The organism is Arcobacter caeni (genome assembly GCF_003063245.1).
In the GTDB taxonomy this organism is placed as follows: domain Bacteria; phylum Campylobacterota; class Campylobacteria; order Campylobacterales; family Arcobacteraceae; genus Aliarcobacter; species Aliarcobacter caeni.
The window spans coordinates 15,452-28,648 of the sequence record NZ_MUXE01000013.1 but is presented as its reverse complement, the minus strand read 5'-3'; the positions used below and the strand labels follow the sequence as shown (position 1 = coordinate 28,648).

Annotated in this window: 12 protein-coding genes; 6 read left to right on the top strand and 6 right to left on the bottom strand. The window is 25.8% G+C overall.

Annotated elements, in window-relative coordinates; genetic code table 11:
- Position 1: 1 nt before the first annotated feature.
- Together B0174_RS09085 and B0174_RS09080 are read right to left on the bottom strand one after the other, a co-directional pair.
- Positions 2–619, bottom strand: coding sequence for a chemotaxis protein CheX (locus B0174_RS09085; protein WP_108559907.1), 618 nt, complete (start codon positions 617–619; stop codon positions 2–4).
- Entirely contained in the window at positions 619–990 is a 372-nt protein-coding gene (locus tag B0174_RS09080) for a response regulator (protein WP_108559905.1), read from the bottom strand. Before B0174_RS09080 ends, B0174_RS09085 begins: the two co-directional genes overlap by 1 nt.
- Positions 991–1,106: 116 nt before the next feature.
- Between B0174_RS09080 and B0174_RS09075 the strand changes: the two genes are divergently transcribed.
- From B0174_RS09075 to B0174_RS09055, 5 genes are all read left to right on the top strand, one after another.
- Complete coding sequence (locus B0174_RS09075) at positions 1,107–1,436, top strand: hypothetical protein (protein ID WP_108559903.1); 330 nt, start codon at positions 1,107–1,109, stop codon at positions 1,434–1,436.
- Positions 1,429–2,619: an FAD-dependent oxidoreductase gene (locus B0174_RS09070; RefSeq protein WP_108559901.1), complete on the top strand. Its 1,191-nt coding sequence runs from the start codon at positions 1,429–1,431 to the stop codon at positions 2,617–2,619. Before B0174_RS09075 ends, B0174_RS09070 begins: the two co-directional genes overlap by 8 nt.
- Positions 2,616–3,194, top strand: coding sequence for a hypothetical protein (locus B0174_RS09065; RefSeq protein WP_108559899.1), 579 nt, complete (start codon positions 2,616–2,618; stop codon positions 3,192–3,194). The genes B0174_RS09070 and B0174_RS09065 overlap by 4 nt, the downstream gene beginning before the upstream one ends.
- 7 nt (positions 3,195–3,201) lie before the next feature.
- Positions 3,202–4,170 (top strand): L,D-transpeptidase, encoded by a 969-nt coding sequence (locus tag B0174_RS12315; RefSeq protein WP_205663517.1) that lies wholly within the window; start codon positions 3,202–3,204, stop codon positions 4,168–4,170.
- 103 nt (positions 4,171–4,273) lie between these two features.
- On the top strand, positions 4,274–5,422 hold the full coding sequence (locus B0174_RS09055; RefSeq protein WP_108559896.1) for an acyltransferase family protein: 1,149 nt from the start codon (positions 4,274–4,276) through the stop codon (positions 5,420–5,422).
- 66 nt (positions 5,423–5,488) lie between these two features.
- Here the strand turns inward: B0174_RS09055 and B0174_RS09050 are convergent, their stop codons facing one another.
- The 4 genes from B0174_RS09050 to mltG form a co-directional block, all read right to left on the bottom strand.
- Complete coding sequence (locus B0174_RS09050; protein WP_108559894.1) at positions 5,489–5,767, bottom strand: heavy-metal-associated domain-containing protein; 279 nt, start codon at positions 5,765–5,767, stop codon at positions 5,489–5,491.
- 11 nt (positions 5,768–5,778) lie between these two features.
- Positions 5,779–6,729, bottom strand: a complete 951-nt coding sequence (locus B0174_RS09045) for a malate dehydrogenase (protein ID WP_108559892.1) — start codon at positions 6,727–6,729, stop codon at positions 5,779–5,781.
- Between the two features lie 150 nt (positions 6,730–6,879).
- Positions 6,880–9,072, bottom strand: coding sequence for an NADP-dependent isocitrate dehydrogenase (locus tag B0174_RS09040; protein WP_108559890.1), 2,193 nt, complete (start codon positions 9,070–9,072; stop codon positions 6,880–6,882).
- A 122-nt stretch (positions 9,073–9,194) separates the two neighbouring features.
- A complete protein-coding gene (mltG, locus tag B0174_RS09035) occupies positions 9,195–10,316 on the bottom strand; it encodes an endolytic transglycosylase MltG (RefSeq protein WP_108559888.1) in 1,122 nt (373 codons plus the stop codon).
- 55 nt (positions 10,317–10,371) lie between these two features.
- Between mltG and B0174_RS09030 the strand changes: the two genes are divergently transcribed.
- Positions 10,372–13,188: a YhdP family protein gene (locus B0174_RS09030; protein ID WP_108559886.1), complete on the top strand. Its 2,817-nt coding sequence runs from the start codon at positions 10,372–10,374 to the stop codon at positions 13,186–13,188.
- Positions 13,189–13,197 lie beyond the last annotated feature (9 nt).

Below are 13,197 nucleotides of genomic sequence, written 5' to 3'. Positions count from 1 at the left end.
ATTAAAGCTCATCTAATATTTTTTTTAGTTTTTCTTTTATATATAAAATAGAATTATCAGTTGTAAAAATAAATAATTCCGCATTTATATCTAAATCTTCAAATTTCAGTTGAGTTGATATAATAATTACTTTTTCATATTTTGAAATAAATAAATTTTTTAGTTGATCTATTGAATTTAAGGTTTTTATTGTTGGTGCTGAAAAAGATACATTTGTATCAATATCTTCAGCTAATTTACTAATAGTTGATGATGATAGGATATTTGTTATTTCTAAAACAACATCAGCTATTTCTTCATCATTCACTTCATCTTCTTCAAGACCAAATTTATAAGCTATATTTTTTGCTGATTGTTTATCAATTACAAACATATTTTCACCACAAAGAGTTCCATTTATTTGTTGTAAAGATACTAAATGTTCAACTTCAAGGTTTAATTCTTTTGATAAATAAGTTTTTAATTCACTCGAATTTATAATTTGAATTTTTGGAATAGATAGTTTTGCAAAAGCATCAAGAATTTCAGTAATTGCAGCTGTTGCACTTCCGTAAGCCACATTCATAAGTTCTTGTAAGCAATCTTTTTCATCTTCCGTTAAAGTTATATCAGATTTCATTATTTATCCAATTCATTGATTTTACTAAGAATTTGTTGCATTTTTTCTAAATCAATAGGTTTTTTAATAAAATTAAATGCCCCTAATTGTAGAGCTTTATCCATAGATAATTTTTGAATATCTGCTGAAATAATCACGACTTTTGCATTTTTATCAAACTCTTTAATTTTTGCTAGAGCTTCAAATCCATCCATAACAGGCATAGTTAAATCAAGAAAAACTATTTTTGGTAAATGTTCTTTATATAAATCCAAAGCTTCTTGCCCATTTTGACCTTCAAAAATTTCAACATTTTCATTTAATACATCATTTAATATCTTTATAACCATTTTTCTTGCCATTTTAGAATCATCAGTAACCAAAATCTTCATAAATCATTCCTAATATTCAATTGAAGAGTCATTTTATCTAAAATCTTATAAAAATTACTTTTTTTTAATAGGGAATATACTAATATTCTGCTTTAAAGCAAAGGGAATAATTATTTATGTTTTCTAAAGATGAATGGACTCAACAAGAATTTTTAAAAAACAAGAGAGATCTTGAATCAAAAAATATCAAAGTAATCTTAATAGATACAATTTTAAAGCCTATTGCAAATATTGAAACTATGATCTATAATCCACCTTTAATGCAACAATTTCCTGAAAATTCCGTTTTTGTTTTTTATTGTGATACTGGAAAAACAACAAAAGAAAGACTTGAATATTATAAAAAAAAGTTTCCAAATCATAAATGTATTAGTTTAAAAGGTGGAAGAGGTTATTTCAGACCAAATCTTCAACTTTTTGAGAAAGAAGAAGATAAAAATGAATAAAAAAGAGTTTGATTATGTAATTGTAGGAGCTGGAATTGCTGGATGTTCAATGGCTCATTTTTTATCTAAATATTCAAAATCAATATTATTAATAGATAGAAATAGTGCTGTTGCATTTGGAGCAAGTGGCGCAGCTGGTGCATTTTTATCTCCACTTTTGGGTAAACCAAATGATTTTAAAGATTTAATTACAAAATCTTTGATTTTTTCTACAAATTTTTATAAAAATTTAGGACAAGAATTAATAAATAATTGTGGAGTATGCAGAATTCCAAAAAATCAAGAAGATGCAGATAAGTTTGACTCTTATAAACCATATATGGATTTTGAATATAAGCAAATGAATGATGGATATTTCTTTGAAATAGGATCTCAAATAACTCCTTCTTTAATTTGTGAAAAACTAACAGAAAACATTGAAAAAAAGCTTTCATATAATGTTATAAAGTTAGAGCAAAATGAGAATTTTATTTGGATAATAAATGATGAAATTTATGCTGAAAATATTATTTTAACAACGGGAGCTGATGTTAAACACATAAAAGAAGAGTATTTTGATATAAGAGGCGTTTGGGGACAAAAAATTGATGTTATTACTAGCACTGAAACTAAAATAAATTATCACAAAGAGTGTTCCGTTTCAAAAGCTTCTAAAATAGAAAATACGAAGCTTTTTAAAGTATCAATAGGTGCGACTCATCATAAGTTTAATTGTGATAAAAATATATGTAATTATTGCATAGAAACGGCGAATATAAATGCTTGTAGTAGATGTTATAATGATTCTATTATTAATAGTGATTCTTTAAAACTAATAGCTTTAGCAAATGATATTATTAAGCTTGAAAATGTGGAAGTAATTGATGTAAAAATAGGAGCAAGAGCTTCTAGCAATGATTATTTTCCAATGCTTGGAGCTTTAGTTGATTCTAAAAAAAGTATTGAAAAATATCCTCATTTATTAAATGGAACTCATATTAAAAACTCTATGTTAGAAACTATAAATAATTTATATGTAATAAATGGAGTAGGTGGACGAGGATTTGTTTTATCACCTTATTTGGCAAACGAATTAGTAGAACATATAATTAATAATAAAGAAATAAAAGATAATTTGACAACTTATCGATTATTTAAAAGATGGGCAAAAAAACAAAAAAACAAAGTAATAGGAAAAAAATGAAAAATATATTTAAAATAGTATTTTTAGGAATAATAGGATTTGGTCTTTTGGCTTATTTAACAGCGCCAAAAAATCCAAATAAAAATGAGATAGACCAAAATAAAAAGGTTCTAAATATAGATTTTATTCCAGGACATTTTGACCTTGTATCAAATAATCCTTATACAAAAGCTGAAACACTTTTTAAAAAAGGTGTTGAAAAATATATAATAGTTTTAAATCATGATAGTTTGGTTTTATTTAAAGATTTATACAAATATACAGATAAAAATATAGTTTTAATAGCGAATATTTCAAATACTCCTTGGTTAATAAAACAATTAGCAGTAAATGGAAAATTAGAAGAAATGTATAAAAATTCAAAAATTCCTTTGATAAATGATTCAAATGGTTTTTTTATGAATAGTTTAGATTTAAAAGATAATACACAAAATAAATATTTCATTTATAAGCTAAATAGTGATGGAACTATTATTAAAACAGATGAAGGTTTAGTTGAATTAAATAGTTTAGAAAAAGGAATTTCTGAAGAAAATTCTAAAATTAGCTTAGAACAAATAGTTAAGTCATTATAAGTTATAGATGAAAAGAGTTATTTTTTTTATATTATTTTTTCAATTAGTACTTAATTGTACAAATATTAAAACCTATACAATTGCTGTTTGTACAACTTTGAATTTTGATGGAGCAATGAATTGTAAAAGAAAGATTGTAAAAGATAATAATTTAGAAGTTTTTATTGTAAAAGATAAAGATAAAAAATTTAAAACTTATTATGGCTCATTTAAAACTATTGATGAAGCTAATAATACAATCAAAAAAGTTTCTAGTTTTATAAAAACAGAAAAATCATTTGTGAAAGAATTATCTTATAATTTAGAGCAAATTAATGATAATAATCCTCTTTTTATAGATTTAAATTCAAAAAATGAGAAATCAAATATTTTAAATGAAAACTTTCTTGGAATGAATTATTTTGATGAAATTAAAAAATATAAATTTGAGAAAAATAGTGAAATAAAAAATAAAGCGATAAATAATAGTATTTTAAAAAGTGATCCAACTCTTAATATAACTTTATATGAACAATTAATAATTGAAGTTGATTCATCAAAAAATCTTATGGTTTTAAAAGGAAAAGTTAATAATAAAACTAAAAATATTCAAACTTATGTTGTTTCAACAGGAAAAGATGAAATAAAAAAGCCAACAGGTGAGGGTAGTGTAACTTCTATTACTTTAAGACCTTTTTGGTATCCAACACAAGATACTATTGATACTTTTAAAAAAAGAGGAATAGATTTACCAAAAGTTGTGCCTCCTGGGAATAAATATAATTATATGGGTGCTGCTAAAATTAATCTTACTCATATTGTAGATGGCAAAAATACTTTTAGAATACATGGAACTTTAAGTGAAAATACAATTGGAACAAATGAATCAAGTGGTTGTATTAGAATGAAAAATAATGAAGTAATTCAATTAGCTTCATTATTAGATAAGTTTGCTGATGCAAAAAATATAGATAATATTAAAGTATTTCTTAAATAATTTCGTTTTTTATTTATAAGTAGTTATAATTATACTATGCGTTTATTGTAACTTGTAAAAATTCAAGTTTTCAAAAAACTATCAAAAAAACTTGGGAGCATATATGCCTATTACTATTACCGACGATATTTATCAATCAAATCTTATTGTTATTGCAGTTTTAATTGCAGTTGTTCTTTTTACTTTTAAAAGAGCAAAACATACAGATTTATTTCCTATTTCAGTTACTCAAGAGTTAAAAGGGTTAGGTATTTTAACAGTTGTTTTTGCACATTTTGCTTACATGCTAGTTACAAATGCTGATTTTCTTTTTCCTCTTTCTATTATTGCTGGAGTTGGGGTTGATTTATTTCTTTTCATGTCAGGATATGGCTTAACTGTTGGAATGTTGAAAAAACCACTTCCAATTTTTGAGTTTTATAAAAGAAGAGTAATAAAAATCTTTATTCCATTTTGGGTAGCACTTATTCTTATCTTTGCTGCAAATGCAATATTTTTAGATATTCATTACACTGTTCCTTACATGATTCAATCTTTACTTGGTTGGTTTCCAACTGCTGAAGGATTTGATGATGTTAACTCACCATTTTGGTATATAACTTGGATGATGATGTTTTATGTACTTTTTCCTTTAGTGTTTAGCACAAAAAGACCATGGTTAAGTGCAATTATCTTAGCTGTAATTGCAACATTAATTGGAGTTTATAATCCTTTAAATATGGGTGATAATTGGCTTCATAGATTACATACAGTAGCTTTTTCATTAGGTATTGTATTTGCATGGGTTTTATTTGAGACAAAAGATAAAGAGAATAAATTTGTTGTGCATTTAAAAGAATTTAGAAATAAAGCTAAATTTATGCCTTATGTCGTTATTGCTTTAATGCTTGGAGTTGTAGTTTATATGTCTTTACATACAACAGCTAATCATTGGCCTACATTAACAGCAATTTTAGGAAAAGGGTATTTTGTTGATCAACTTACTTCTATAATTTTAATGTTTGCATTTATTGTCATTTTTTCACTTAAAAAATTTGATAATAAGTTTTTATCAATATATGGACTTTATTCATTTGAAGTATATTTAATTCACTGGCCATTAATTGGTCGTTATGATATATTCTTTGATTATTTACCTTCATGGGCTGCTGTAATTGCTTGGTTAGTTACATTTATCGTAGTTAGTTGGTTATTACAAAAAATAACTACACCAATTGGTGCATGGATTGATAGTCGTTTAGTAAAACATTAATCAAGCTAAAATTTAAGAGTGAAAAATTATTTTCACTCTTAAATAAATTTATTTATATTGAAATTATTAGCTATTAAACTTTCCAATAGCACAAGAAACAAAACTTTTTGCAGTTGTTGTTGCTTTTTCTAAACCACTTAATTCATCTGTAGTCAAAGGATAACCTAAACTTCTCAATTTTTGTTTTAAAACTTCTTTTTTATCATCCTCAACATTAAGTGTAATTTGTCTTGGCATTACTTCAAGATTTACTTCAACTTCACCAAATTCATCTTTTAATGATTTTATTAATGTACTAGCACAACCACTACATTTTACATTTAAAACTTCTAATGTTTGTTTCATATTTTTTCCTTTTATTTTGTATTAAATATTTTTTCTTCTAAAGTAGTTATCAAACTTTTAACAGAAGAAATAGATTTTGAAAATTGTATTTTTTGCTCCTCTTTTAGGTTTAATTCAATAATTTTTTCAGCTCCATTACTTCCTAACATTATAGGAACTCCTGAAACTATATCTTTAAACCCAAATTCACCTTCTAACATAATAGCACAAGGATAAATTTTCTTTTTATTACTTAAAATAGCTTCAATCATCAAAATAGTAGAATAAGCAGGTGCATAATATGCTGAACCTGTTTCTAATAATTTTACAATTTGAGCTCCACCATTTTTTGTTTTATTTACAATATCTTCAATATCTTCTTTTGACAAAACTTCATTTAAACTAACTCCAGCAACTGTTGAAAAATTAGTAAGAGGAACCATATCATCACCATGCCCACCCATAACAGAAGCTTCAATTTGTCCTTGCCCGTATCCTAGTTTTTCAAAAATAAAATGAGCCATTCTTGCACTATCTAAAATTCCAGCCATTCCAATAATTCTATTTCTTGACCAATTAGATGCTTTTAAGGCTGTATAAACCATCGCATCAAGAGGATTTGAAACAATTATTATTATAGCATTGGGATTATGTGGAATAATACTTTTTATAACAGAAATCATAATTTTTGCATTTGTAAGAAGTAAATCATCTCTACTCATTCCAGGTTTTCTTGGCAATCCAGCTGTTATTACAATAACATCACAATCTTTAAATTCTTCATCATTTAAACAAGCATGAATAACTGTTTTAGAATTTGCTGCATTTGTTGCTTGTGAAATATCAAGAGCCATAGCTTGAGTTATATTTTCTCTTTTATCTTTTAAAAGAATCGAAGAACATATATCTTTTGTTGCAAGAGTAAAGGCTAATGTTGCTCCAACATTTCCAACTCCCACAATTCCTACTCTTTTTTTATTCAAAATAGAACCTTTAAATTTTTTATTAGAAATTATAACAGTTTAGCTCTTAGCTTTTATTTTTAATTGGGAAAAAGTTTTAAATATTAGAAAAAAAGTTAGTTAGGAAAAGTAAAAGAGAAGAAAAATCTTCTCTTTTACAATTTGAAGTTATTATCCGATAATTGCGTTTAATGTAGCAGATGGTCTCATAGCAGCTGATGTTTTTGCATCATCTGGTAAGTAGTATCCACCCATATCAACAGCTTTACCTTGACATTGTGTTAATTCTTTTACGATTTGTGCTTCATTTTCAGTCATTGCTTTTGCAATTGGAGTAAATTCAGCTTTAAGCTCTGCATCACTGTTTTGTGCAGCTAATTCTTGAGCCCAATACATAGCTAGGAAGAAATGTGAACCTCTATTATCAATTTGACCAATTTCTCTTGCTGGAGATTTGTCATTGATTAAGAAAGTTCCAGTTGCAGCATCTAAAGTATCAGCTAAAACTTTCGCTTTTGAGTTACCTTGAGTATTTGCTAAGTGTTCAAAAGATGCAGCTAGTGCCATGAATTCACCTAATGAATCCCATCTTAAATAAGCTTCTTCAGCAAATTGTTGAACGTGTTTAGGAGCAGATCCACCAGCACCTGTTTCAAATAATCCTCCACCTTGCATTAATGGAACAATTGATAACATTTTTGCAGATGTTCCTAGCTCTAAAATTGGGAATAAGTCTGTATTATAATCTCTTAAAATATTTCCAGTTACAGAAATAGTATCAAGACCTTTTCTCATTCTTTCTAATGATTTTAAAGTAGCTTCAATTGGAGCCATAATTGTAATATCTAACCCAGTTGTATCATGTAAAGGTAAATATTTATTTACTTTTGCAATCATTTGAGCATCATGAGCTCTTGCAGAATCTAACCAGAAAATAGCAGGAGTATTAGATAATCTAGCTCTTGAAACTGCTAATTTAATCCAATCTTGAATTGGAGCATCTTTAGTTTGACACATTCTGAAAATATCACCATTTTCTACATCAAATGTAAATACATCATTTCCATCTTTATCAATAACTTTGATTTGACCATTTGCTTGTGCTTGGAAAGTTTTATCATGTGATCCATACTCTTCAGCTTTTTGAGCCATTAATCCAACATTTGGAACAGTTCCAATAGTTGTAACATCTAATGCTCCATTTGCTTTACAATCATCAATTACAGCTTTGAAACTTCCAGCATACGCTCTATCTGGAATGATTGCAATTGTATCTTCTTCTTTATCTTGTGCATTCCACATTTTCCCACCACCTTTAATCATAGCAGGCATAGAAGCATCAATAATAACATCTGATGGTACATGTAAGTTTGTGATACCTTTTGCAGAGTTAACCATTGCAAGTCTTGGTTGAACAGCATAAACAGCTTCAATATCAGCTAAAATTTCAGCTTTTTTAGAAGCATCTAAAGAGTCTAGTTTTGCGTATAAATCACCAATACCATTGTTGAAGTTAACACCGATTTTTTCAAATAATTCTGAATGTTTAGCAATTAAATCTTTGAAATAAACTTTAACAGCAAATCCAAACATAATAGGATCTGATACTTTCATCATCGTAGCTTTTAGGTGTAAAGATAATAATACATCTTCATCTTTAGCTCTTTTTATAGCTTTTGCATAAAACTCTTGTAATGCTTTTGCACTTAATACAGTTGCATCAATAATTTCACCAGCAAGAACTTTTGTAGAAGCTTTTAATACAGTTTCAGTACCTTTTGTATCAAAGAAAGAGATTTTTAAATCATTTGCAGCATCAAAAGTTTTTGAAACTTCAGAACCATAAAAATCACCTGAATCCATACAAGCTACATCAGTTTTAGAATCTTTTGACCATTTACCCATTCTATGAGGATTAGCTTTTGCGTAGTTTTTAACAGCACTTGGAGCTCGTCTGTCTGAGTTTCCTTCTCTTAATACTGGATTTACTGCTGATCCTGTGATTTTAGAGTATCTAGCTGTGATCTCTTCACTAGCATCATAATTTGGTATATTGAAACCTTTTGATTGTAATTCAGCAATAGCTGCTTTTAATTGAGGAACAGAAGCAGAAACATTTGGTAATTTAATAATATTAGCCGTTGGATCTTGAGTTAATGCTCCAAGTTCAGCTAAATCATCAGAAATTTTTTGATCTTCTTTTAAGTTTTCAGGGAAGTTAGCTAAAATTCTTCCAGCTAAAGAAATATCTTTTGTAACCATTTCAATACCAGAACTTTTTGTGAAAGCTTTGATAATTGGTAAAAAAGAGTATGTTGCTAAAGCAGGAGCTTCATCAACTTTCGTGTAAATGATTTTTGACATATTGTTTCCTAAATTTGAATTTAATGTTAGCAGTATGATAGCTAGATTTGAATTTAAGGAAATTGAAAGACGAATATATTTGGAATGTGAAAATTTGATTGTTTCAAATTTTCACAAGTTTGTTAATTTACATTATTAAATAAATCTTTGATAGATACAGGTTTTTGTTTTGAAACATCTGTTTTCATAATAGTTTCAGCTTCAGCATCAATTAAAGTTTCATCTGCTTTAACTTTTGTATATGTTTTTGCAACACCTACATTGGCATTTATATTAGCTTGATGTGCTTCAAAAGTTACGGCAAATTTATGAAGACCTGTTTTATTTTCTCTTACAAAATATAAATAATCACTTTTTACAGGAAAAATTGCCGCTTTAATAGCTTCTAAACTTACAGCACAAACAGGATCTTTTGGAAGACCTGTAAATTTATAAGTATTATAAGTAGTGTTATCATCTCTTATTCTATCAGCAGTAACTATCGTATTTGAAAACTCTCCATAATTCAAAGTTCCATCCATTTGAAGTTTCATACCTTTTTTAAGTCTATTGTAAATAACACTTGAAACGATCGGCATTTCATTTGTTATTGCTGCTTCTTTTTGTATTACAGAAGCTAAACTTAAGTAATTAAACCATTTTCTTTTATCATAGTATCCAAAGATTTTTTTAGAGAACTCTTCATATTTCTTATTTGTTTGAGAAAATAGATAAAAAATCATATAATCTTCTCTCATTCCAAGAGGTAAAGAATAAGTCTCTGCTAAAATATTTCCATCTGCTTTATATGCATATTGATTATACAATTCGATTAATTTTTCTTCTGATAAATTAAATTCTAATGCTAATTTTTTTAAAAAGATATAATAAGTTTCACCTGGAATTAAAGTAATGTTTTTAATCGCAGCTTTTGAAGTAATCAATTTATAAATAAAATCCATTCTTGTTAATTTATTTTGATTAATATCTATCCAACCACTTTGAACATAACCTAATGATTTTATAACTAATTCATCAACAACACCCATCTCAAAACCATTTTTATTTAAGTATGATATAATATAACTAGTACTGCCTTTAGGGATGAATAATATTTTGGTAGAAGTAATAGGCATCGTCACATAAAATAATACTGCAATTAAACATACAAGGACAAAATCAATAATGTTGAAGATGATTAAACCTACTTTTCTCTTTCTTTTTTTAATAATAATTTCATTTTTTTCATTTTTGTATACAGGCATAAAAATAGACTCTTTTTCTTTTTCAAATATTTTAGTTTCGCAATTCTATATTAAAATGGATAAAAAACTTATTTTAACTATTGATAATATCGAATATAAATCAGAGAAAACAACAACAAGTAGTTCTTTCGAAGAGCTGAAGAATAGCATAGAAATACTTCCAAAGGTTTTAAAATTTTTTCAAAAAATTAAAATAAACAAGTTAAAAGTGAATGATAATGAATTTGAAATAATCTTAGATGATGAGATTTTATATCTTGATAATAAATATATAAATATTGCTTCAAAAATTGACACGATATCGAATCAAGTGGTATTTGAGTTATATTCTTTGTATTTAAAAGATTTAAATTTATTATTTGATGGTAAGGTAAAAATAGATTATTTTAATGAAAAAATAGATTATTATGGGAATTTTTATTATGAAAATTTACAAAGTAGTATAAATGTAGAAATGACTAAAAAAATAGCTAAAATTTATTTAGTAAGTGAACCTTTTAAAAGTTTAAAATTTCTAAAAAATTTTTTACATTTACCTGATATTGCAGAGTCATGGATGTATGATAATGTAAAAGGAGATATAAAAGTTGAAGGATTGTATGCAGAATATGATTTAGTAAATAATCAAATACTTGAAAAATCAATCCAAGGTAAAGCACAAATTAAAGATGCAAAAATTAGATTTCATAAAGATGTTGATGTTGTAGATACAAAAAGTTTAGATATATATTTTAAAGATAATAAATTACATTTTAATTTAATTGAACCTATATTTAAAGGTAAAAAACTTGATGGAAGTTTTGTTGTAATTAATAATTTAACAAGTGAAAAAAATGGACAAGTTGATGTATTTTTAAAAACTAATAGTAAATTAGATAAAGATATTTTAGATATATTGAAAGCTTATCATATTACTCTTCCTGTTCTTCAAAAAAGTGGAAATACACAAGCCTCTTTACTTATGAAATTTCCCTATGATACAGCAAAAAATATGTCTACTTATGGAGAATTTTTTCTAAATGATGCCAAAGTTGCTATAAATAATTTTGAATTTGAAAGTAAAAATGCTGAAGTTATTTTAGATGATTCTTTGATAAAAATTAAGAATGGTGATTTTAAATATAAAGATATGATTAATGCAACGGTCAATCTTAATCTTGATATACAAACTTTAAAATCACAAGGTGAAGCTAACATAAAATCTTTTCTAATAAAAGAAGAAAATAAAGAAAGCATTGTTGAAATAAAAGATAAAAATACAGCTATTGATTTAGATTTTAATAATGAAGTGAATATTTTACTAAAAGATTTAGGAACAAATATAAAAATCTCTGATTTAATATATGTTAATATCGACGATTTATCAAAAATTTATCCATATTCTAAACTTTTAAAAGATAATTCTATTAAAGAAGGAAATATTGCTTTACAAATAAAAGATGAAAAAAATATTAGTTTTGAAGCCTTGGTAAAAGGATTAGATTTACCACTTCAAAAAAATGGACAAAATATTGATTCTTTAGAAATCAATGGAAAAATAGAAGATGGAAAAACAAAAATATCTTCAAAAGATGAAGATATAAAAATAGAAATAGATGACAAATTAAATATTTATTTACAAAATTTAGATGTAATTTTAGAAAATAAAAAAATAGAAACAAGTAATTTAAAACAAGAAGTAGTGATAAATTTACTAAATTCTAAATTAAAAATGGATACAGATATTTATTGTTTAGAAAATGCAAAAATTTTTATAAAAAATTCTGGCATTGATTTTGAAGCAGATGTAAAAGACCTTAATTTACCAATTAGAAAAAGTAATAATAAAATTGACAAATTAAGTTTAGTTGGAACTTTAAAAAATGATATAACTACTATTGAAACAAAAAATAAAGATTTAGTTTTACAGTTAGAAAAAAATTCTGTTTCTTTGTATGCAGATGGTTATGAGTTACATTATTCAAGTGCTGATAGCAAAAAAATTGAAAATATTAAATATAAAAAGATTGATATAAAAGGTAAAAATCTAGTCATATTTTATGATGAAGCAAATAAACTTTTAGCAGATGATTTTATTCTTAGAATTAGAGAAGATAGTAAATTTATTAGTTTAGATTATAAACAAACTAGTATTACTTTTAGGGAATCAAAAAATAAAAAAATAGATATTTTTTCAAATAATGTAAGTGATGAGTTTATAAATGCACTCATAGGTAAACATATTTTTGGTGGTGGAAATTTAATGTTTTATGCAAGTGGATATATGAATGATTTAAATGGAAAATTTATAATTGAAAATAGTAATGTTGAGGGAATAACTATACTAAATAACCTTTTATTATTTATTCAAACTTCACCTGCACTTATAAATCCTTTATTAGCTATTCCAGCGGTTGTTGGGCTTGCTACAAATTCAGGGTTTAATCTTTTAGCATATAACATTGTAGATGGAACAATAGAATTTAATTATAATAAAGATAAAGAGTTCTTAGATGTTAAAAAATTAATTACTATTGGAAATGGTATTGATTTTGACGGAAGTGGAACAGTTGATTTGAAAAATTATAGAATAGATTCTAATCTAAAACTTATATTTTTTAAAGATTATTCGAAATTTGTTGGAATCATTCCTGTAATAAACTATGTGTTATTGGGTGATAATAATAGAGTAGAGACGGAAGTTAATTTAACTGGTAACTTAGATAATCCAGAAATATCAACAAATCTTACAAAAGATACAATTAGTGTACCTATGAATATTGGTAAAAGGATATTAAATTTCCCATCAATAATTTTTGATTTTATAAGAGGAAAAGATACACTTGAAGAAGAAAAAGTTAAAAAGAATCAAATAAATAAGCCTTTAAAATAAAGGCTTATT